The organism is Thermococcus sp., from assembly GCF_026988555.1.
Classification (GTDB): Archaea; Methanobacteriota_B; Thermococci; order Thermococcales; family Thermococcaceae; genus Thermococcus.
On record NZ_JALSLB010000016.1, the window covers coordinates 1 to 22050 of the forward strand.

At 53.3% G+C, this 22050-nt stretch carries 22 protein-coding genes; 13 read left to right on the top strand and 9 right to left on the bottom strand.

Annotation, left to right across the window (positions count from 1 at the left end):
• The 8 genes from MVK60_RS01965 to MVK60_RS02000 all read right to left on the bottom strand — a co-directional run.
• Window positions 1-1018: proton-conducting transporter membrane subunit (locus tag MVK60_RS01965; protein WP_297435924.1), on the bottom strand; the 1018-nt coding region annotated here is incomplete at its 3' end.
• Between the two features lie 3 nt (window positions 1019-1021).
• Window positions 1022-2464 carry a hydrogenase 4 subunit D gene (locus tag MVK60_RS01970; protein WP_297435926.1) on the bottom strand — a complete coding sequence of 481 codons (1443 nt, stop codon included), beginning with the start codon at window positions 2462-2464 and terminating at the stop codon, window positions 1022-1024.
• A gap of 4 nt (window positions 2465-2468) precedes the next feature.
• Entirely contained in the window at window positions 2469-2969 is a 501-nt protein-coding gene (locus MVK60_RS01975) for a 4Fe-4S dicluster domain-containing protein (protein WP_297435928.1), read from the bottom strand.
• Between the two features lie 5 nt (window positions 2970-2974).
• Window positions 2975-5122: a formate dehydrogenase subunit alpha gene (fdhF, locus tag MVK60_RS01980; RefSeq protein ID WP_297435929.1), complete on the bottom strand. Its 2148-nt coding sequence runs from the start codon at window positions 5120-5122 to the stop codon at window positions 2975-2977.
• 238 nt (window positions 5123-5360) lie between these two features.
• Window positions 5361-6188, bottom strand: a complete 828-nt coding sequence (locus tag MVK60_RS01985; RefSeq protein WP_297435931.1) for a Coenzyme F420 hydrogenase/dehydrogenase, beta subunit C-terminal domain — start codon at window positions 6186-6188, stop codon at window positions 5361-5363.
• A complete protein-coding gene (locus tag MVK60_RS01990) occupies window positions 6188-6874 on the bottom strand; it encodes a 4Fe-4S binding protein (RefSeq protein ID WP_297435933.1) in 687 nt (228 codons plus the stop codon). Before MVK60_RS01990 ends, MVK60_RS01985 begins: the two co-directional genes overlap by 1 nt.
• Window positions 6874-8049: a nickel-dependent hydrogenase large subunit gene (locus MVK60_RS01995; protein WP_297435935.1), complete on the bottom strand. Its 1176-nt coding sequence runs from the start codon at window positions 8047-8049 to the stop codon at window positions 6874-6876. The genes MVK60_RS01990 and MVK60_RS01995 overlap by 1 nt, the downstream gene beginning before the upstream one ends.
• 187 nt (window positions 8050-8236) lie before the next feature.
• On the bottom strand, window positions 8237-9412 hold the full coding sequence (locus MVK60_RS02000) for an iron-containing alcohol dehydrogenase (RefSeq protein WP_297435938.1): 1176 nt from the start codon (window positions 9410-9412) through the stop codon (window positions 8237-8239).
• 566 nt (window positions 9413-9978) lie between these two features.
• On the opposite strand from MVK60_RS02000, the gene MVK60_RS02005 reads away from it, so the two are divergent.
• From MVK60_RS02005 to MVK60_RS02025, 5 genes are all read left to right on the top strand, one after another.
• Window positions 9979-10191 carry a TRAM domain-containing protein gene (locus MVK60_RS02005; RefSeq protein WP_297435940.1) on the top strand — a complete coding sequence of 71 codons (213 nt, stop codon included), beginning with the start codon at window positions 9979-9981 and terminating at the stop codon, window positions 10189-10191.
• 91 nt (window positions 10192-10282) lie between these two features.
• Window positions 10283-11557 carry a tRNA (N(6)-L-threonylcarbamoyladenosine(37)-C(2))-methylthiotransferase gene (locus MVK60_RS02010; protein WP_297435942.1) on the top strand — a complete coding sequence of 425 codons (1275 nt, stop codon included), beginning with the start codon at window positions 10283-10285 and terminating at the stop codon, window positions 11555-11557.
• A 209-nt stretch (window positions 11558-11766) separates the two neighbouring features.
• Window positions 11767-12183 (top strand): hypothetical protein, encoded by a 417-nt coding sequence (locus tag MVK60_RS02015; protein ID WP_297435943.1) that lies wholly within the window; start codon window positions 11767-11769, stop codon window positions 12181-12183.
• A 199-nt stretch (window positions 12184-12382) separates the two neighbouring features.
• Complete coding sequence (locus MVK60_RS02020; protein WP_297435945.1) at window positions 12383-12733, top strand: hypothetical protein; 351 nt, start codon at window positions 12383-12385, stop codon at window positions 12731-12733.
• Between the two features lie 445 nt (window positions 12734-13178).
• A complete protein-coding gene (locus MVK60_RS02025; protein WP_297435947.1) occupies window positions 13179-13748 on the top strand; it encodes a signal peptidase I in 570 nt (189 codons plus the stop codon).
• On the opposite strand, the gene MVK60_RS02030 is transcribed toward MVK60_RS02025, so the two are convergent.
• Window positions 13745-14101 (bottom strand): cupin domain-containing protein, encoded by a 357-nt coding sequence (locus MVK60_RS02030; protein ID WP_297435949.1) that lies wholly within the window; start codon window positions 14099-14101, stop codon window positions 13745-13747. The two genes, MVK60_RS02025 and MVK60_RS02030, sit on opposite strands and share 4 nt — an antisense overlap.
• Before the next feature lie 92 nt (window positions 14102-14193).
• Between MVK60_RS02030 and MVK60_RS02035 the strand changes: the two genes are divergently transcribed.
• The 8 genes from MVK60_RS02035 (at window position 14194) to MVK60_RS02070 (ending at window position 21894) form a co-directional block, all read left to right on the top strand.
• Entirely contained in the window at window positions 14194-15816 is a 1623-nt protein-coding gene (locus MVK60_RS02035) for a metallophosphoesterase (protein WP_297435951.1), read from the top strand.
• A gap of 96 nt (window positions 15817-15912) precedes the next feature.
• Window positions 15913-17133, top strand: a complete 1221-nt coding sequence (locus MVK60_RS02040; RefSeq protein ID WP_297435953.1) for an inorganic phosphate transporter — start codon at window positions 15913-15915, stop codon at window positions 17131-17133.
• A gap of 4 nt (window positions 17134-17137) precedes the next feature.
• On the top strand, window positions 17138-17812 hold the full coding sequence (locus tag MVK60_RS02045) for a TIGR00153 family protein (RefSeq protein ID WP_297435955.1): 675 nt from the start codon (window positions 17138-17140) through the stop codon (window positions 17810-17812).
• A 43-nt stretch (window positions 17813-17855) separates the two neighbouring features.
• Window positions 17856-18653 (top strand): ABC transporter permease, encoded by a 798-nt coding sequence (locus MVK60_RS02050; protein ID WP_297435965.1) that lies wholly within the window; start codon window positions 17856-17858, stop codon window positions 18651-18653.
• Between the two features lie 9 nt (window positions 18654-18662).
• Window positions 18663-19661, top strand: coding sequence for an ABC transporter ATP-binding protein (locus tag MVK60_RS02055; protein ID WP_297435957.1), 999 nt, complete (start codon window positions 18663-18665; stop codon window positions 19659-19661).
• A gap of 77 nt (window positions 19662-19738) precedes the next feature.
• Window positions 19739-21190, top strand: a complete 1452-nt coding sequence (locus tag MVK60_RS02060) for a radical SAM protein (RefSeq protein WP_297435959.1) — start codon at window positions 19739-19741, stop codon at window positions 21188-21190.
• Window positions 21183-21311 carry a hypothetical protein gene (locus MVK60_RS02065; protein WP_297435961.1) on the top strand — a complete coding sequence of 43 codons (129 nt, stop codon included), beginning with the start codon at window positions 21183-21185 and terminating at the stop codon, window positions 21309-21311. The genes MVK60_RS02060 and MVK60_RS02065 overlap by 8 nt, the downstream gene beginning before the upstream one ends.
• 235 nt (window positions 21312-21546) lie before the next feature.
• Window positions 21547-21894, top strand: coding sequence for a hypothetical protein (locus tag MVK60_RS02070; RefSeq protein WP_297435963.1), 348 nt, complete (start codon window positions 21547-21549; stop codon window positions 21892-21894).
• The last annotated feature ends 156 nt before the right edge of the window (window positions 21895-22050 follow it).

A 22050-nucleotide genomic window follows, 5' to 3' on the forward strand; every position in this document is an offset into this window, starting at 1 on the left:
CCGGTTTTACGGTGAGGAGGGTTTTGATGACGTTGAGTTTGTTGAGGAAGAGGTTGAAGGGCGGAACACCCTCAAGGGCGAATATTGAGGCTATCATGAGCCCGGCGCTGAGCTGGTCAGTGTTTATCATTCCCTTCATTTTGCTCAGACTCCTCGTGCCAAAGACATAGAGCAACGCTCCCGTGGTGATGAACGCGGCACCCTTTGCTAAACCGTGGGCCAGAACGTAGTAACCGATGTTCTTCTCAACGCCTGAAACCCCGAGCAGTCCCGCGAGGAGGAGCAGATACAGCCAGCCCATGTTGTCTATCGTCGACCAGGCGAAGAGACTCTTAACGTCGTCCTGGATGCCGTAGCTGAATATCGCCGCGAGCATGCTGAGGACGGCCATTGCTCCGATAAGCCAGATTATCCATCCGGGGACGCTCCAGTTCACTGCCTGGAGGATTTTTATGCTCCCGTAGAGGCCGAGCTCGACCATTGCTCCACTCATCAGGGCCGATACCGGGCTTGGGGCTGCTGGGTGAGCGTCCGGTAACCAGAAGTGGAGCGGGAAGAGACCTGCCTTGGCGGCGAATCCGATGAGGAACAGAGCAACTACCGCTGTGGTGTACGCTCCGCTCAATGGGGCAAAGGCAAAACTCCCGTTTGAAGCATACACGAGCGCAACGCCGAGCATGAGTGGTGAGGTGTCAAAGAGGTGCATCGTTACAAAGTACTTCCAGCCGGCCCTCTTGACCTTCTTCTTCGGCCAGTCATAGATTATCAGGAGGTACGAGGCGAGGGTCATTATCTCCCAGAGGAAGAGGAACACCAACCAGTCCCTGACCATTGGTATTAGCAGCATTGAGATGATGAAGACTATCAGCGTTGGATAGTAGGGTATCTTGGGTTTGAACTCGTAGATGTTCATGTACTTAAGCGAGGCTATCAAAGCGGCAAGGCCAAGTATTGCCACGTTGAGGACGAAGAGCACACCGGTTCTGTCAAGTGCCAGGCTGAGCGTTACGTCGAACATCCCTCACCACCCCACCTTGACGACAAAGGGATACGCTATGAGCGGAGCAACTATGCCGAGTATCAGCAGGGCCACCATTGCGGCCTTCATCGCCGGTGTTATCTCGACCTTCTCGGTGCCCTCGCTGAACACCATGTCGTGGATGCTCCTCAGCGCGACCATGAGGAAGACCGCTGAGTCAAGCAGGAGGAGCACGAACATTGCCAAGAGGAGCGGGCTCTTCTCTATCCCTGAAGCGTTGCTCAGGATTGCCATCTTACCGAAGAAGACCGCGAAGGGCGGAACTCCCGCCAAGCCGAGCAGGGAGAACGTCCAGGAGTAGCCCACCACCGGGGACTTTATGAGGCCTCTTATTTTGTCCATGCTGAGGGTTCCGAGGGCGTAGCTGAAGGTTCCCGCGGTGAGGAAGGCCAGACCTTTGACGTAGGCGTGGTTGAAGAGCTGGAACATCGAGGCCTGCAGGCCGGTTTTCATTCCGAGGACCGCAGCGGCAAGGGCAACGTACATCAGGCTCGATTCAGCTATCGTTGAATAGGCCAAAAGTCTCTTGGCGCTCCTCTGGAACGGGTACATCAGGATGCAGATTATCTGGGTCGCTATCAGGAGCGAGGCCATGGCGTAGAAGCCTTCCTTCGGAATCGGATGCATGAACTGAACGAACCTGGCCAGTAAAAACACACCCATCTCGACCATCGCCGCTCCGTGCAGGAAAGCACTTGCGGGCGTTGGGGCGACCATCGCGTCCGGAAGCCAGGAGTAGAGCGGGAACTGGGCGCTCTTGGTGAACGCGGCAATCATAACGGCTATGAAAACTATCAGCTTAAGGTGTTCATCAAGGCCGGAGTAAGCGAAGAGGCTGAGATCGTGTAGCTTCGTCAGGCCTATTCCGACAGCGGTGTAGAGGCCGACCATCGCCCCGAAATTGGTGATTATCAGCGCCTTGTATGCCGAGCGCTTGGCCTTTTCACCGCCGTAATAGCTCACGACACCCCAACAGGCGAGGCTCATTATCTCGAAGAATATCAGCAGTTGAAGAACGGAGGAGGAGTATATGAACGCCAGGGTGGCGCCTATAAAGAGGACCATCCACGCGTGGAACCTTCCCTTGCCCTCATAAACCGGGTGCTCCTTGTTCTCTGGGCTCATGTAGTCCTTTGCGTACAGCATGAAGAGCAATCCGGCGGTTATGACGACTAAGCCAACAACAACGCTCATCGGGTCAATCAGCAGGCCGTAAACCTCTCCGAAGCTTGAGGAGCTTATCAGGGTCTTGTGGACGGTCGGCATCCCTTTAACCCAGAAATCGTAAACGCCGATGAGGTTGAGTATGGTTGCAAGTATGACAGTGATGAGCATGAAGTAATCAGCCTTTTTACCGTCGAGCTTGAAGAGGATTAAACCCCCGACCAGTGGAATGGAAAAAGAAAGAACGAAAAGCTCCTCCATGCTATCACACTCCCTGGAGTGATATGCCCTCCGCTTTCTTCGAGAGCTCAATGGTCTTTTCCGTGAACTTCCTTCTTCTCTCGCGGATTATCTCGTTCCACTCGCCGAACACCAGTGCATCGGTCGGGCAGGTCTCTGCACAGGCCGGGAGCTTGCCTTCTTTTCTCCTGTGAGCACATAGGTCACACTTGCCCATTATCTTGTTTATGAGGTCTAACTCGGGAATGCCGAAGGGACAGACTATGCCGCACATGAGACAGCCGATACACTTCTGGGGAGCGAGGATTACGGCACCGTCCTCATCGCGATAGAGGGCGTTGGTCGGACAGACCTCGACACAGGGAGCGGTTTCACAGTGCCTGCAGTTGAGGGCCATCGCGGCCATTTCCTGCCACTCAAAGACCTTTATGTGGGACTTTCCGTTGTGCTCGCGCTCACAGGCAACCTCACAGGCAAGGCACTCAATGCACTTGGAAAAGTCAATAAAGATGGTCTTCCTGGCCATTTAAATCACCCCTTGATGACCTCCAACTTCGGTATAACGGGCGGGAGCTCCTCCATAACCTTCTTTGCTTCCTCCTCGCTGACCTTTCTGGCCCTACAGGCACAGACCTTCGTTTCTGGAATCTTTGAGTCCGGATCGAGCGCGTCGTTGGTTAGAACGTTGGCTCCCCAGTGCCACGGAACCGCTATGACGCCCTTCTTGACGAGCCTCGTGACCTTTGCCCTTATCGGGTACTTTCCTCTCCTCGTCTCGACCACTATCCAGTCGCCGGTCTTTATTCCGAGCTTTTCGGCGTCCTCCGGGTGTATCTCTGCCAGTGGCTCGGGCCAGCGCTTTTTCAGGGACTCGCTCCTCATGGTCATGGTTGCTGTGTGGTACTGGCCGACGTACCTGATTGTGGTGAGCAGGAACGGGTACTCCTCGTCCGGCAGTTCAGCGGGATCTCTGTGCTCCACAGCCGCGAGGTGTGCCTTTCCGTCCGGGGTGAGGAACCTGTCCCTGTAGAGGAACCTCGTTCCGGGGTGATCCTCACTCGGGCACGGCCAGTGTATTCCAGCCAGGTTGGCCTTCAGCCTCTCGGGGGTTATTCCCCTGTACTGCGGGGTGCAGGCGTTTATTTCCCTCAGGATATCCTCAGCCGAGCCGTAAATGAAGCCCTTCGGGCCGGCTTTGTCAAAGCCAACCGCCTTTCCTATCTCGCTGACTATCCACCAGTCCGGCCTTGCCTCTCCGGGCGGCTTGGCAGCCTGAAAGCTCCACTGGACCCTCCTTTCCGTGTTGGTTATCGAACCCTCGTTCTCGAGCATGGCCGCTGCCGGAAGAACTATGTCGGCGAACTGCATGGTAGGTGTCGGCACTATGTCCTGGACGACCATGAACTCAAGCTTCTGGAGGGCGTGCATCACGTGGTTCGCGTTGGCCTCGCTTATCACGGGGTTCTCACCCATGACGTAGTAGGCCTTGACCTTGCCCCTGTCTATTGCATAGGCTGCCTCAACCGCGGTGAGGCCTGGCTCTCCGCTCAGCGGAACGCCCCAGAACTCCTCGAAGAAGGCCCGCTTCTCTGGGTCGGTCACGAGTCCATAACCCGGGAAGTAATTCGGCAGGGCCGCCATGTCGCAGGCACCCTGGACGTTGTTCTGGCCGCGCATTGGAGAAACTCCGCAGCCCTCCCTGCCCTGGTAGCCGCATATTGCCGAGAGGGTCGCGGCGAGCCTGACGTTGTCGTGTCCGTGGGTGTGCTGGGTCAGGCCCATTGCCCAGGTTATGACACCCTTACCTGCTGTGGCGAAGGTTCTGGCAGCTTCAATTATGAGCTCTTTCGGAACGCCCGTTACCTTTTCAACGAACTCCGGTGTGTATTTCTCAACGGCCTTGACGACCTCATCGAAACCGGTACACCTCTCGCGGACAAAGCGTTCATCGTAGAGTTTCTCCTTGATGATGACGTGGATGAGGCCGTTGAGAAGGGCAATGTCGCTTCCCGGATAGTGCTGAAGGAATATGTCCGCGTGCCAGGCCGTCCTGGTGAACCTCGGGTCGGCGACTATAACCTTTGCGCCCCTCTCCTTGGCCTTGATGACGTAGCGGAAGCCGACCGGGTGGGTCTCGGCGTAGTTGTGACCGATGATGAAGATGACATTTGCCTCCTCAATGTCCCTGTAAGTGTTGGTCATTGCACCGGCACCGAAGACGGCTCTGAGGCCTGAAACCGTTGAGGAGTGGCAGAGCCTTGCACAGTGGTCAACGTTGTTGGTCCCGAGCATTCTGGCCAGCTTCTGGATGAGATAGTTGGGCTCGTTAAATGTTCTTGCACAGCCAAAGAACATTATCTGATCAGGGTCGTCCTTGGTGTAAGCCTTAAGTCTCTCGGCTATCTCCTTAATAGCTTCGTCCCAGCTGATCTCTACGAACTTACCCTCTTCCTTGGCCTTGAGCGGCTTTGTCAGCCTGTCCTTTGCGAGAAGATACTCGACGACCGCGTTGCCCTTGGGACAGAGCTTGCCCTTCTCGTTTGAAATTCCCGGAATGTCGCCGGCGTACTCTATGCCCAGGGGATAGCCGTCCACTGACCTGACATGTAGTCTGCACCCTACACCACAGTAGGGGCAGACGACGGGCACGAGCCTTTCTTCCAACGGGAACACCTCCATGTACTTTTACATTCGTTAATGTCTGTCTATTACCCAGGTGCCCATGTTTTTCTTCAGAATTATCTCCTTGTTTTTGCTTAAAACGGTTTTTTAACAGCTTAGTTTTTAACCATAGGTTTAGATAAAAGAGAACAGCCAAAATAGTCTGTTCCTCGTTGTTTTATTCGTTTGTATATTTTCCCGCCGAGGAAAAACAAATGTGATTGCATCTGTGCACCTCAAAAAGGTAAATGGAGCTTCAGAACAGCTGTGCCATGTTCCTCTGCGCCCTGGCGACCTTTTCTCTGGCCCTCTTCAAAACCTCACCGAGGACGTGGGAACCATCGCGCAGTTCTAGGTAACCCTCTTTCTCCGCCCCTTTGACGAGTTCCTCCCCGCGGCCGTTCCTCGTTATCACAACCGTCCAGCCGGGTTCGTTTTCGACGAATCCGGCTGAGATATCGCTCCAGACGCCAGTGTAGTCGGTGCACACCAGACAGCCCGTCTGAAGGTAGGAGTACGCCTCTTTAAGAGGTATGGCCAGAACAGTGTCGTCGTGGTGAACCTCAAGAACGTCTCCCTTCAGACGGATGTCCTTTACCTCCTCAGCCCTTATTTCGTGCTTCATCCTCAGGTAGTTGAGGAAGGCCTCAAAGGCAAACGTCCCCATGCAGAAGAGGCTGACTATGTACCTTATTCTCTCGCCGAAGTCGCTTTCGAGCATCGGAAAGTCCCTCATCTGTGCGAAGAACTGGGCCTGGCATGGAAGACACACCACGGCAACCTCCTTGAGGTCCTCCTCCTCTATCTTGGCCTTCATGCGCGAGGCGAAGGGCACTATGCTCCACTTGTTTCCAGCGGCCTCTAAGAGTTCCTTCTTGCTCCTCGCAACCACCGCCTGACCCTCAAGGCCCTCCGTCCTCTTCGCGGCAACCACTCCGTCAACGAGTCCCTTTTCAAGCGCGTAAGCAAGGAGCGCAGTCACGGCCCCTCCGCTCGCAACTTTCTGATTTCTTATCTCTTCATCCGTCGCCCTGGCCAGGTATATTCCAAGAAAATTACCGAGGGGATTTTCACCGGTGCTCATCATCTTTCACCACCACCCATACACATGAGCTGGCTTGCACGGGGGCACCTTATGTAGCAGGTTCCACAGCGGATGCACTTCTCCTGAATGAGGTTTGGCCTCTTGTCCACCATCTTTATCGCGTGGGTCGGACAGGAGAGCTCGCAGGCACCGCAACCGATGCATAGTCCCGTAAGAACGATGTCGTCTATCAGATCAAAGCCGCTGAGCTTCTTGACGTCTGCACTTACCTTGAAGAGCTTCAGCCGAGCCTCGTTCCCGGCTATGAAGAACCTGAAGAAGGACTGCAGCATCTGGGGTGTTGGCGGGCAGCCCGGAATGGAGTAGTCAACCTTTATCGCGCTGTTGAGGGGCTGGAAGTTTCTGTGGTCCGGCCTAGGCTCCTGGCCGCCCCGACAGAAGCGCAGAATTCCACCAAAGGTCGCGCAGGAGCCGTAGGCAACCACGGTGTGGACCTTCTCCCTTATCTCCTTCAGCTCCTCTATTGCCCTGGGCTCGTTCATGCAGATTCCGCCGGTTATTATGGCAACGTCGTATTCCCCGAACTTGCACTCCCTCTCCCTGAGATAGCTTATATCGAGCTCTATGTTCTCCATCAGCTTTGGATAGGCCCTTATTATGCTGACGGCACAGCCCTCACAGCCGCCGAACTCAACGTGAAGGACTTTGAGTTTTTCCATGAGCATCACCTCAGCTTAACAACGTGGGTTGTACAGGGAATGCACGGGTCGTAAAGGCGCATAACGGCCTCGGCAGCCCTAACGCTCAGTCCCTTGGCCATCTCTTCCATGAGGGGTAGGTTGAACATCGTCGGGACGATTATCTTCGAGCTGAGAACCCTTCCTTCCTCTCCAAGCTCAACGAGGTGAACGAGCGTCCCTCTCGGTGCCTCGTAGACACCGATTCCTTTACCCGGGCCGAAGATTATGTTCTTTGTCCTGAACGGCTCGTCCATCTTTATCTCGTCGAGAACCTCCTCGAGCCTTAGCAGTGCGAGCCTCGTGTCCTCGACCCTTGCCGTGTGGAGGCCGTAGAGTGAACTGTCGTTGAACTCGCGATAGACCTTCATCCTGGCCCTCGGGCCTGCCTCTATCATTTTGCCGTCGTAGAGAGCTATTAACGTCGTTGCCTCCTTGGAGTGGGGGTTGTCCTTGCGGTAGTCGTAGTAGGGCTCAAGCTCTATCTTGTCCACGTTTATGTTGAACCTGTCGCCGTAGAAGAGGCTCGTGGCAAGGTATCCGTTGTCTCTCTTAACGCCTCTCAGTTCGTCCGCTACCTCGGTCTGGAAGTCCTCGTCGGTGAGAATCTCCTCTATCTCCCCCCATGCTTCCATAATCTTCGGAAACCTGGCCTTTATGTTGTTGAAGACGCTCCACTTTGGAACCGACAGCATACCACCAACGGTCAGGTTGGGAGGGTGTGTTGCCGCCCCCCCAAGTTTCAGGAGGACGTCGCTGACCTTGGCGTGGAAGTCCATGAGCTTGAAAAGAACCTCGTTGCGTTTCTCCTCCTTGATGAGGTCTCCAGCCACCATTAAAAAGAGCATCGCGTGGCTCTGTATTCTGTTCACGAGGCCGAGTGCCTCCCTCATCAAGAGCCCATTTCTCGGTGGCATTATGCCTATGGCGTGCTCTATGGCCTCACTCGCCGCTATCCCGTGGGAAGCATGACAGAGTCCGCATATCCTCATGACAGCCTCGACAGCAAAGAGGGGGTTCTTGCCGACGACCATCTTCTCGAAGCCCCTGACTGGGGCCATTGATATGAAAAGCGCATCTTGGACAATTCCATCTTCCTCGTACAGGATGAGCTTGGCCTCGCCGGCAACTCGGCAGACCCTGTCAATGCTTACCTCGCCCAAGGTATCACCCCCCAATAATCTTGATACTCCTTGATAGGAGGTTTGAAAAAGTCAATAAAAGGCTTTTTTGAACCATAGGTTGAGAACCTTGCCCCTTTCGAAAGAACCGGAGTTTTTCACGCCCATCTCGAAAATGCTAACCCTTTTGTTTACTCTTCAATGAAAAGAAAAAGGAAATCTCGGGGAATCACTCACTGAGCGGGTAGAGGGAGTCGCAGTAGATTGAGGCAATGGTCTCCCTGGTGGCGGGTATCGGGGCGAGTGACAGGAGAAGGTCGAGGCTTGGAGTCGTCATCGCCAGCTCTGTGAGCTTGTCTATGTCCTCCTCAGTGAATCCAACATCGCTGAGCTTCTCAGTCACGCCGACGCTGAAGAGCCAGTTCTCGACGGCCTTCGCGACCTTGAGGGCCTCTCCGGGAACGCCTTTTGCGTCCGGAACGAGCGGCCTGTAGACTTCCGCCAGAACCCTTGCAGTGGCTGGATAGATGTGCTTGATAACCGCCGGCAGGAGCATGGCCAGGCCGAGGCCGTGGGGAAGTTCGGGCTTGACCGCGCTGAGGGGGTGCTCGAGGGCGTGGGTGAAGTGGAGCAGGCCGTTGTCAAAGCTTATTCCCGCTATGGCCGAGGCGTATAGGAGGTAGTACCTAGCCTGCAGGTTGTCCGGGTGGTTTAAAGCTTCGGGGAGGTAGTCGAAGATGAGCCTCGCGGTCTCCTGGGCAAGGAGTATGGAGTACGGGCTGGCGACCTTGGTTGTTGCAGCCTCGGTGATGTGGTTGAGGGCATCTATGGTAACGTAGCGCGTTTGATCCGCGGGCAGCTTGGTCATGAGGGCGGGGTCGTCGATGGCGTAGAGCGGGTAGATGCAGTCGTAAGCTATGGCCGGCTTGTACTCCTTCTCCGGAATTGAGGCAACGGCGAACCTGTCAACCTCGGTTCCGGTACCGTGGGTGGTGTTGATGGCTATTACCGGCTTGGCCTTCCTCGGGGTAAACCTGAGCTCGTAGAGTGTCCTCGCGTCCTCGTTGGTGTACTCAAGCAGAATCGCGACACCCTTGGCGGTATCAATTGGGCTTCCGCCGCCTATTCCAATGACGGCCTGTGCCCCGAACTCTCTGCCGAGCTGGGCAGCTTCATCGACCATGTCAACGGTAGGGTTCGGGCCGACCTTGTCGTAGTGGACGTACTCAATGCCGTATTCCTCAAGGGCCGGCTTGACAACGTCCCAGGCACCACACTTCTTGTACGAGCTCCTTCCTGTGACGAGAATGACCCTGGTTATGCCCCCCTCTTTGAGCTCCTTGGCGATGTCATAGAACTTGTTTATGGCGCCAACACCAAAGTAGTTGGTCGTCTTGCACCTCATCTCAAAAACCTGGTTTATGGGGATCTGGGACTCCCACAACATTGTACATCCCTCCAAATGTGTTCATTCATAAATATTTCGGGCAGGATAAAAGCCTTTTTACAACCAGAAATGTACAACCAGTGGTTTCTAACAATGCGTTCTATAAAATTCCTGTTATTTTAACTAGTAAGGTAAACAAAAGCATAAAAATATTACGAAAATTGCTAAATACAAATTTGTTTTCTCTTTTTCATAAATAAAACGTTTTAGGTTAACAGCAGATATTAGAGGGGTCGTCGAAAATAACAACTTTGGAGGAGGGCTTGGGGTGGAGTAGTCTACGGGTATGACACTGTTCACCGGCTGGAAGTTTCTATGGTCGAGCCTCGGCGCCTGGCCTCCGCGGCGACGCTCCCGCAAAGGGCCACAGTCAGCTTCCTTTTTGAGAAACACTTTTGTTTACTTTTTTTACAACAGCAAACGGGCCCACCCAAAGCTTTATATACCCTCGAACTGACCCATCATCGGGACTCTTCTCGGAGTCTTTCGAGGGAGCCCCGAATACTGAATAGTTGGTGTTGGATATGTATGGAGATACGTTTGGCGGTGGCTACGAAGCCCCGGTTAAGGTTGGAGAAAGGTACAGGGTTAGGATCGAGAGTCTTGGCAAAGGCGGCGATGGAATCGCCAAGGTTAAGGGCTTCGTTATTTTCGTCCCGAACACACAGGTTGGCGACGAAGTCGAGATCGTGATAAACTCAGTCAAGAGAAAGTTCGCTTTTGGAGAGGTTATCTGATTTCCTTTCCTATCATTCTTGCCGATTCTTCTTTACGGTTCCCAAAGATGGACCGCATTCTTTTTAAACCCCTGCCCTTAGGCCGCTAGCGATGGTGAGGGTCCACGTTGAGAGCTATGGTTGCACCCGGAACCGGGCCGATGGGGAGATGATGGAGGCCCTTCTGGTTAGTGCGGGCTATGAGCTAGCGGAGACCCCTGAAGGCGCTGACTACGTCGTGGTCAATACGTGTGCCGTCAAGGATCCCACCGAGAAGCACATGGCGCGTAGAATCACTGAACTCATCGATGCAGGCAAGAGGGTAATCGTCACCGGCTGCCTCCCCCACGTCAACCCCGACGTTATAGATTCACGCGTTTATGGAATCCTCGGCGTCAAGAGCATAAACAGAATCGCCGAGGCGGTGAGCGTAGCGGAGCACGGCGGAAAGCTGGTGAGCGTTGAGGGCTGGCGGGAAAGGAATCTCGATAAGCTCGAACTTCCGAGGCTCTGGAAAAATGGTGTTGCCTTCGTCGTTCCCATAAGTGAGGGCTGCCTCAACGCGTGCACCTACTGCGCAACCCGCTTCGCCAGGGGGGTTCTGAGAAGCTATCGGCCGGAGCTAGTCGTTAAATGGGTTAAGGAGGCCCTCGTCAGGGGATATAAGGAGATACAGCTGTCGAGCGAGGATACCGGCTGCTACGGCTTCGACATCGGAACCAACCTTGCGGAGTTACTCGATGAGGTGACCTCGATAGAGGGGGACTTCAGGGTAAGGGTTGGTATGATGAATCCGAACCACGTGATAAAGATACTCGACGAGCTGGTCGAAGCCTATCAGGATCCTAAGGTTTACAGATTTCTTCATCTGCCCGTACAGAGCGGAGACGATGGGGTTTTGAGGAGGATGGGTAGGAATTACACGGTTGGGGAGTTCGAGGAGATAGTTAATGCCTTCAGACGGCAAGTTCCGGGCTTGAACCTCAACACCGATATAATAGTTGGCTTTCCCGGCGAGACGGACGAAGCATTTAGGAACACCGTTGAGCTGGTAAAGAGGGTCAGGCCCGACAAGATAAACGTCTCCCGCTACTCTCCGAGGCCCGGAACGATAGCGGCAAAATGGAAGCAGGTCCCTGGTTGGAAGGTCAAAGAGCGCTCACGCGAGCTTCACAGACTTCGTCTGAGGATAGCATACGAGATTAACAGGACTTACGTAGGAAAAACCGTTGAGGTGCTCGTCCACGGACCGGGCAAGAAGGGTGGGATTGAGGGCAGAACGTTCAATTATAAGGATATAATCCTCGATTTCGGTGAGCCCGGTGAATTCTTGAAGGTTGCTGTCGGATGGGCTGGCTCGACATACCTTCAAGGTACGGCGGTATGATTGGGTTTCTTCCAATGATATATAACAAATATGGTGGATCTTCTAAACTATGTTGTTGACTTTTCAAAATATTAAGCTTCGAAGTCCTGTCTAGTACCTTACCAGAGTACCCATCCATAGATTTGCAGAATGTCTGCTTAAATTTGAAGGACAAACCTTAAATACATTGTTTACTTGGATGAGGATACAATCCCTTGGGGTGAAGTGAGATGAGGAGTAATAAGAAGAGGTTAATCCCGCTGGCACTCGCCCTTGTGCTGGCTATGGTTGGAGCGGCACTGGCTGTTCCGCAGATTTCAGTCACTATACAGAACCTCGGTCAGGGGTCTAAGACTATAACCAGTACTGTTAACGCGGCTTCTGTGGACTTTACTGTTTCAAGCGATGGCACCCAGATAACTGGAGTTAAAGTCAAGGTTGTTGATCAGAATGACAATCCGGTTACCTCTGGGACGGTGTACGTTCAGCTTTTGGACTCTGGTAACAATGTCGTTGCCTCAGGATCTGGTAGCCCCGACAGTAACGGTATCGTCACCATAACCTTCTCTTCCCCGGTTGATATTCAGGCCAACACGGGTGCGTATTCGGTAGCCGTGACATATCAGGGATCAAGCGTCACCGGCTGACTACGGATTCCTGAATGAATGCTACGTGCCTGGCCTTTTCCTTTTCTACGTTTTCTTACCCTTACGAGTTCTAAACATGCCACACCACTCCCTCGATGACAAACTTCCCCTGTGGCCCTTCTCGCGACTGCCTACTCTTAATCACGTCCTTTGCAATGCCGTCGATAGATGTTATCGTCCAGTCCGGCGGTGCTTCTCAATGAGGGAGGTCTGGATAAATGTCAACGTTACCAATCTTGAGGGTCTTGACCTTGTGAACTGCACCTTTAACATCACGGTTCCCACAGAGGAGATGCCCGCATACTCCAGACTCAGAGTCGGCAACGTCTACGTCGTCGATGAAAACGGAAAACCCCTGTACTACCGGGTGATGAGGCGTACGAGTAAGGTTTTCACGGTGTTCTTTCAGATGCCCTACGTTCCCGCGGGTGGCTGGGGAGTCGTCAGGATTTATTACAGCTTGGATGACCCCTGTTGGAGCTATAAGAATCCCCAAAAGCTGTTCGTCTACTTCGAGAACTTTAACCGTCTCGGGTTACCCCCACGTTAATACTGGCTTTTTAATTCGCTGGCCTTCGGGAACGGAGAGCTGAACGTTTCAAGGAGTAATCTGGTAATTAATTCGACGATATCTACCTTCATCTCCGCCGGCGTCCAAGGAAGCCGAGCTTACGGGACTTATCGTGGATGGCTTGTACAGTATAGTCTTTAAGTTCCGCAGGGAATTAGCTGCCCAGGTGCCGATAGTTACCCCTTCTACATGTTCATCCACACGAAGGTTGAAAGGAGGCACAGGTATGACTACATCAGGATACATGGGGGGAATTCGAAGTTCCGCTTTGAGTTCGGCAATGACCGAACCGGAAGCGAAGACATTTTCGGCACCGTCAACCTTTTAGCCTACGTGGACTGGGTTTATATGGTGAAGTACACCCACTACAATGTGCAGGTCGTTAAAATGGGCCCCGGGTGTAGCTTTAATTGGGTGGGGTTGAATGGGGAAACATCGGATTGGTGTCCTTTCAATGGTCTCGTATCTCCTCTTTGCCTTCGTGGCCCTAGTGATCCTCCTCCATTTTGTCTTTGGCTTCCAGTACGTCGTTATCCTGACTGACTCGATGGAGCCTCACATAAACCCCAACGACCTCGTGGTTACGAGGCCAGTTCCTACGAATGAGCTTCACGTGGGGGACGTCGTTTTATACCGTGTGAACATAGGCAACACGACCTACAGGATAACCCACCGCATAGTGGGCATGAAGACGGATTCAGGCGGTAGGCTCTATTACGTCACCAAGGGCGACAACAGGAACTACACCGATCCCTGGCGGGTTTACCCGGGGCAGGTTGTTGGGAGGGTGATCATGATCATCCCTAGGATTGGCGTGGTCTGGTACTACACGCCGCTGATGGTTTTGGGCTTGTTCCTTATCGTCATAGCTTCCCTGGCCTACGATCTGGCCTGGCTCCTGCTTGAGGAGGAACCGATACGTTCCAAGTCCAGAAAAGCCGACCTTCTTGTTCTGAGGAAGAAGAAAATAAAGGTCTATCACTACAGGCGCTAAGCCCATTCCTCCTCGGGAATGGCCTCCTTCTTGGCCGGGATTATGCATATGAACTCCAGCGTTTCTCCGGTCGCCCTGTACCCGTGGGGCTCGTTGGGCGGAACGTAGAGGAAGTCCCCTGCCTTGACGTGAACGTCCTCCCTCCCGTTAGTTATTGTTCCTTCGCCCCGGATGATGAATATCTCGTGCTCCCAGTCATGGTGGTGGATTGGTATCTCGGCGCCCTTCTTCATGGTAAAGTAGCGCATTGCGTAGTTCTTGGCGCCCAACCTTGGGGAGACCAGCCAGCGGATGGTAACGCCCTCAAAACCTGTGTCCCCTTCGGGAACTTCGGTGTAGTGCTTTGCGAACATGCCATCACCGGGTGAATCTCTACCCTGCTCTATTTAAGTTTTAGCGGCAAAAGGAATTTAAGGCGTTTGTCCAACGGTCACGGGGTGAAACCATGCGCAGGAAAATTGTGTTTCTTCTGATGATTCTGACGTTAGGTTCGGTATTTGCCTCCGGATGCATGGGGGGGAGTTCTGGCTCTGTAAAGAGTACCACGAGCCCACCCTCAGGGATAAACTTCAAAGCGTACCCCGTTGGCGGGGTTCTGGCTCACTGGTCAAAGCTCTTCAACGAGAGCACCATCTACGTCAGCCCCGGCTACGAGAACCTTGTGCAGCACTACTTCCCCAACGCCCGGATCGAGCCCATTTCGGAGTACAAGGGCGGTATCGCGGTCATGTCCCCGGCTGACGCCAGAAAGGTACTGGCTGGCAAACCCGCCCTGATAACGAGGAGGGATTACTTCGGCTATGTTCTCTACCTGATGGGTATCCACTACGTGGGCGCTGATAAGGGCCTCATGGTCGCATATAAATCCCCTGAGGGGGACAGGTTGATACTCACCGGCACCGGCATGGCTGGGGTGGGTGCCGCGCTCCAGTACGCGATGGCGGTTAAGGATGGAAAGATTCAGGTTAACGAGGCCTACGTGATACACGGCAACAATTTTGAGGCCATGGGAATCAAGGAGATAGGTGACAATAACTGGGATGGGATACCTGAGGAGGGGGAACTCGTAACCGTCCACCAGTTCCGCTACGGTGAGCCCTTCCAGTTCTACTGGAGGGTTGTCGACGGCGAGAACGTGACCGTGGACGGGGCTTTTATACAGCTCGTGAACGGTTCCACAGTTTACATCCATGCCCTCGGATTCAACGTCACCGTTAACGTCCTTAATCATAGGGGAGTGAACCTCACCTACGTTATTGAGAACGTCAACCCAGGGTTTATGAACCTCCCCCAGAACGCTAGGGCCAACGGCACCTCCGTCATGCTGAAAACATCCGCTCAAACGTTTTCTTTGACGCCAAAGGACGTTGAGAACTACACGGTTCTTGCTTTTGGTGACCACAGACCACCCAGTGGGGACAAGCCCCCGGGGGTCTTCCTTAAGATCCGTGACCGCGTCAACAACGAGAGTGGGGCCTTCATCATCGATGGAGGGGACCTCGTCTACTCCGGTGATGTAGATCAGTGGGTCGAGCTTATGAAGGTCTGGAAGTGGAACAAGCCGATCTTCGTTGCCTCCGGAAACCACGAGTATCAGGGGGACGGGGTTGACATATTCACCCACCTCTTCGGTCCGACGAACTACGCTTTCAGCCTCGGTGGCTACCGCTACATCTTTGCCAACGACGTGGAGGACAACTACAACCTCCCGTCGAGGACGATAGCGTGGATGAAGAGACAGTTTGAGCTGGCGAAGGAGCACGGGCAGAGGCCGGTTCTTGTGATGCACGTGCCCCCGGTGGATCCGCGGCCGAACGGCCATCACTCCCTCGGTGAGGAGAGCGCCAAGCAGGTTCTGGAGCTCATGAAAGAGTACCACGCGTTCGGGATATTCAGCCACATTCACATGTACTGGTATGGAACCTACGAGGGTGTTCCCATTTTGATAACCGGGGGTGGGGGGGCGCCACTCTACGCACCGCACGACCAGGGTGGATTCTACCACTACGTGATCCTTTCGATGGGCTCTGGAAGGATCGGGGTGAAGCCCGTGGAGGTCAATCCCTGATCATCTCTTTATTCTATCTTGTGCTATATAGTGATGTGTAGTTCACTATATTCTACTTCGACAAAATATTTATATTCATCCTTCCAGTCCGCCGCGGTGGTGAGCGTGGATGCTTGGCTTATCTTCACTGTGATCCTTGGTTTCTGGATGGCGTGGAACATAGGCGCCAACGACGTTGCGAACTCAATGGGAACTGCGGTGGGTGCAAGGGCCATAACGCCCAAACAGGCAGCGGTTATAGCGGGGGTCATGAACTTCACTGGGGCGTACTTCTTCGGCAAGAGTGTCACCGAGACCATAAGGAAGGGCATACTCAACGTTGGTATGATACACGACCCATGGATCATCGTCTACGGTTCACTTGCGGCCCTTCTTGCCGCCAGCATATGGCTCATCTTCGCGACCTACAACGGGCTCCCCGTCTCCACCACACACTCCATAATCGGGGGCGTTGTTGGTTACGGTCTCGTCTACGCCGGGACCTCGATAGTGGACTGGGGTAAGCTCGGCCAGGTGGTCATGAGCTGGATACTTTCCCCGATTCTGGGGGCCATAGTGGCGTACTTTGTCTTCAATGCTGTTAAGAGGAGCATCCTTGCAAGGGCAGACCCACTTGGGAGCGCCAGGCGCTGGGCTCCCTTCTGGATAGGGCTCGCGTTCGTTGTTATAGGAACGATGTTCTATATAAAGGTCCTCCACGGCTCCAATCTGCTCAAGGGCGTCGTTCTCTACGGTGTTCCTACGGGTATCGTGATATTTGTCCTGAGCTACCTCTTCATAAGGATCCATTTCAGACCGAGTGATCCGTACATCGGTGTGGAGAGCATATTTCGAAAGGTGCAGGTTGTCACCTCCGCCTACGTCGCCCTTGCTCACGGTTCGAACGATGTTGCCAACGCCGTTGGACCGATAGCGGCCGCCTACGCCGTCATAACGATGGGGATGAGTGGCATGAAGGTTCCCGTTCCTCGGTGGATTCTGGTGCTGGGAGGTCTTGGGATAGCCGTGGGCATCTTCATGTATGGGTACAAGGTCATGGAGACGGTTGGAAAGAAGATAACGGAGCTTACTAATACCAGGGGCTTTTCCATAGACTTCTCGGCTGCGACGGTGATCTTGGTTGCGAGCTGGTTGGGAATGCCGATATCCACCACACATACCGTCGTTGGGGCCGTTATAGGTGTGGGTCTCGCCCGCGGCGTAAAGGCAATAAACAAGGACATCGTTAGGGATATAGTTATATCGTGGTTCATCACGGTTCCCGTCGCGGCCGTGATCAGCGCGGTTATATTCAAGTTCCTGATACTCGTGGGGTGATGGTATGCAGGTGTGGACGAAACTCTTCGCCAAGAGTCCCTTCAAACCTCTGATAAAGCATTCTGAGGTCGTTCTTAAGACAGTCGAGACCCTCGAACGGGCCCTTCAGCTTTGGTACGGAGGGGAGTACGAGGAGATGGCGGGGTTGGCCGTTGAGGTTGACCGCCTTGAGGACGTTGCCGACAGGATAAAGGAGGAGATAAGGGATTCCCTCAGCTCGAAGCTCATGATGGCCGTTGCGAGGGAGGACGTGCTCATATACCTTCACATGCAGGACAAGGTGGCGGATGCGGCCGAGGACACAGCCAAGTGGTTGCTCATAAAGAAGCCCGACGGCGTTCCAACGGAGATACGGGACATAATCCTCCGGATGGGTATGGAGAGTATCAAGGCCGCTAAGCTCGTCCACGAGGCCATAGTTCAGATGGACCGCGTTATAGAGAGCGGCTTCGCCGACGGGGAGATAAAGCGGGAGTACGAGATAATCCGGGGAATAGAGAGCGTTGAGAACAGGATAGACGCCCTCGACACGAAGCTCATGCAGCTCGTCTTCGAAAGCGCCGACTCAATGAGCTGGGGTGAGGGGTTCTACATTCTAAACATCGCCAGAACCCTCAGCAACATCTCGGACAAGGCGAAGGACGCCGCCGAGAGGATAAGGCTCATGATGAACAAGTGAGCGCTACTTTTTTAAACCTATCTTTTAACTTTTTTCGGTGGGAATGAAGGACGGCCTTGGAATAGTCCGCGAGTTCTTCAAGGTTCAGAGGGAGGTCTTTTTCAGCTACCGCTGGGACGTGGTCAGCTACTTGATAGGCCTTCTAATCCAGGTTGCGGTGATGGGAATATTCGCCAGCCTGGTGACGATAAATGCAAACATCGAGCAGTACGGAACCGACTCCTTCCTCCAGTTCTTTCTGATAGGCTTCATCGTGCACAACATAATATTCCTTCCGCGGGGCAGCCTTTCCAAGCTCCTGATTGGGCGGAGCTTCCCGATGCTCTACGCCTCCCCCGCCGGAATGGTGGCGATCTTCTTGGGAATAAACGCCTGGAACGTCGTCTGGAGCCTTATGATAATGGGCCTGATAACGGCAGTCTTCGTTCTCTTCTACGGCCTGGTCATACACATCAACCTCGGTGCTTTGCTTGTTATCCTCGCGGGCTTCACCCTCACCTTCGCCCTTGAACTTTTTTCAGCGGGCTTTCGGGCGGCGACCAAGGCCAGGCAGGATCCGATAAACTGGTTCCTCAACCTCACCTCCCAGCTCGTGAGCGGTCTCTACTTCCCTCCCCAAGTTCTCCCCTGGTGGCTCCAGCCTATTTCCAAGATACACCCCGAGAGGTACATTCTTGAGATGGCCAGGCTGACGATGGGTGGGGGCTATTCAGTGTCCCAGATCTGGCCGGGCTTCGTGAACCTTGCCCTGAGCACGGGCGTCATGCTCCTGGTTGGAATCGCGACCTTCCGGTGGGGCGTTGGGAAGGCAATGCAGCTGGGCACCCTCGGGCACGTGTGAGGTGGTCAGATGATAGAAGCGGAGCATCTCACCAAGTACTATCCACCCCCTTTCAGGGGCTTCTTCGATCTGGGTAGCCTTCGTGATTTTCTCGGAAAGCCCAGGGAAGAGATTCCAGCCCTCATAGACCTGAGCTTCCGGGTGATGGAGGGGGAGATATTCGGCCTCCTCGGCCCCAACGGCGCGGGAAAGACAACCCTCTGTAAAATCGCCAACGGCCTCCTCGAGCCGAGTTCTGGAAAACTGCTCATCGACGGCCACGACAGCTTTAGGGAGCACGGCAAAGTTGCGAGCAAGATGTTCACGGTTTTCACTGGCGAGAGGGACATGTGGGGCATATTCCAGTGGCGCTTAAGCGTTCATCGGAACCTTAAGTTCATCGCGAGGCTGTGGAAAGTCCCCGAGGGTGAGATAGGGGAGCGCATAGAGTACGCGCTCAAGCTGCTGAACCTGTGGGAGAAGAGGGACGAGTGGTACCAGAAGCTCTCGGCCGGAATGAAGCAGAAGGTTTACATCGCCTCCGCCCTGGTGGTACAGCCCAGATACCTCATACTAGACGAGCCTACGGTTTTTCTCGATGTGATAACCAAGAGCGAGATACATGACGCAATATTAAGCTTAGTCCGTGACTTTGGGACAACGGTTATCCTCACCACCCACGACCTTCAGGAGGCGGAGAAGCTGAGCGACAGGGTTCTGCTCTTCAACAAGAGGCCTATTATGGAGGGAAAGCCCGAGGAGATAAGCAAGAAACTTAGGGTCCCTGTTGATAAGAAGGTTGTGGCCTTGGTGGAGGGGAAGTTCGACTGCAACTGGGAGGGTCTCGTGAAGTGCACCTTTAAGAACGGCTATACTCATGTCGTAGCGTACCTTAAGGTCGAAGAAGTTGATGAGTTCGTGAGGGTTCTATCCTCGAAAGGTGCCCTTCAGTTCAAAGTGGGGGACCTATCACTTGAGGACGTATTCCTACTTGTTTTTGGTCGTTTTAGCAGGGTAGAAAAATTTTAACACTCATATAATCCCAAAATGAATGGAAAATCTTATAAGTACCAATTACAGTTTTTTTTCGGAGGTGCTAAAGTACAATGTCTGGTGATGTAAAACCGGAATTGTACACCTTCCATGTCGGTGGCAAGTTTTTTGTTCTGCATCCACCTACAGGAACCCTATTTGAGGTCGATAAGAAAACCTACGACTTCTGCAGGTTTGTGACAGAGTTAGGTTGGAGTGATGCCAAGGAGCGTTTTGTAATGGAATACTCCGAATCTGACTGGGATTCTTTGATAAATGAGATTAAATCCGATGAGAGCCTGCGCCGGGTGTTTTTTGAAGCCAAACCTCCTGTAAAACCATATCTTGGAGCTATGAAATCCAAGATCTCCTCCCTCTCCCTTAACGTCATGGAGGACTGCAACTTTGAGTGCGTTTACTGCTACGGTGATGGTGGGACTTACCACACTCCCAACACCAGAATGAGCCCGGAAGTTGGTAAAAGGGCTATTGATTTGCTAATGAGGGAAGGAAAGAATGTTGTTAACCTCCAGTTCTTTGGTGGTGAGCCTCTCCTAAACTTCCCGTTAATTCGGGAGCTGGTTCACTACGCCAAAGGGAAGGCTGAGGAATACGGCAAAACCGTTACCTTCAGCATAACCACCAACGGCTACCTCATCACGGACAAGGTCATTGACTTTTTCCTCGAGAACAACTTCACGGTAACTTTGAGCTTTGATGGTCCCAGGGAGGTTCAAAACCACAACAGGCCATTGAGGGGTGGATTCCCCACGTTTGATGTTGTGGTCAAGAACGCTCGAAAGATGCTTGAGCGCGGCGTTAAGGTTAGCGTCCGCGCGACGATTCTGCCCGAACAGATCGGCAGGTACTATGAGATTTACCGGTTCTTCGTTGATTTTGGATTTAGGAGCGTTCATCTTGAGCCCGCCACCACCAGCACACCGCTAACCAAGGAGCATGCCAAACTCATTGAGTCCGCCCTGGAGAAGATAGCGAAGGACGAGCTTGAACACTACAAAGAGAAGGGAATCGTTTACACGAAGCTCCGTGAGATGGTTCACATGATCTACTCCGGCACCTACCGCCATTATCCCTGTGGCGTTGCCAGGAGCTACTTTGGAGTTTCGGCGGACGGGAAGATGTATCCCTGCCACAGGTTTTTTGGGATGGAAGAATTCGTGGTTGGTCACGTTGATGATTTCAGGTGGGAGAACGAGTTCATTCAGAAGATTCTGCGCCATACCGTAGACAGGCGGCCCAACTGTTCGAACTGCCCGATAAGGGCTTACTGTGGCGGTGGTTGTATTTACAACAACCACTACTACAACGGCGATATATTCCTCCCCGACGAGTTCCACTGCGCCTACATGTTTGCTCTCGTGAAGTGGGGTTCGTGGCTCTACTCGAATCTTGATGAGAACTGGTTGGATAAGGTCTTCTCACGCTCACCCCTGAGAGGGGTGAGGGCAGAGGAGTCCGATGAGGCCAAAACCCAAAAACCAAAGGAGGTGATAGAGAGTGTTTAAGAAGCTGAACGCCGGTGGCAACCCGGTGGAGCCGGAATTCTGCCTTGATCTCTGCTGGGACTGGAACATCTGCGGGTTGGATATCTGTGGGGTGGACAATTCCTGCGGCATTGATCTGTGAGGGTGAAAACAATGTTCAGGAAACTAGGCCATCAAGGGGACGAGAAGTATGAACCTACACTTTGTCCAGTAGTGCTTGATATTCCATGTGGTGGGATTGACCTCTGTGGCATAGACCAGTGCCTCTTAGACCTATGCGGGGTTGATGCCTGTGGACTAGATAACGCGTGCTTGATTGATCTTTGATCTAAGCTTTATTTTATTTATCTTTACAAATGCATAACTGGGGGGATTGTATGAGAATGCCACCAATGAAATTTTTAACAATAATCTTGGTTAGTGTCCTGCTGGGAGGATGCCTCGGCGGTGGAAATTTCGTATACTCAAAGGGCAAAGTCCTTAAGCCGGGTTCCGAGATCATGTATCCCTTTAAGGGTCCTGTTATTCTGGGGATAGAGGTCTCGGGAAACAGACCGTTCACCTTACTCGTGGTCTCTTCGAACGGCTCGAAAGAACTCTTCAAGCGAACAAATGTAACTGAGGTCAAGGAGACGGTAAAGCTTCCGGAGGGTTCCTGGAAGATCATCATCAGGAACGAGGGGGAGGATTACTTAAGTCTTGACATAAGCCTCAGAGGGAGGTGACTAGACAAAGTAGTTGATTCAATCTCATAGATGTGTTTGGATAAGGTCTTCTCACGCTCACCCCTGAGAGGGGTGAGGGCAGAGGAGTCCGATGAGGCCAAAACCCAAAAACCAAAGGAGGTGATAGAGAGTGTTTAAGAAGCTGAATAAAAGAGC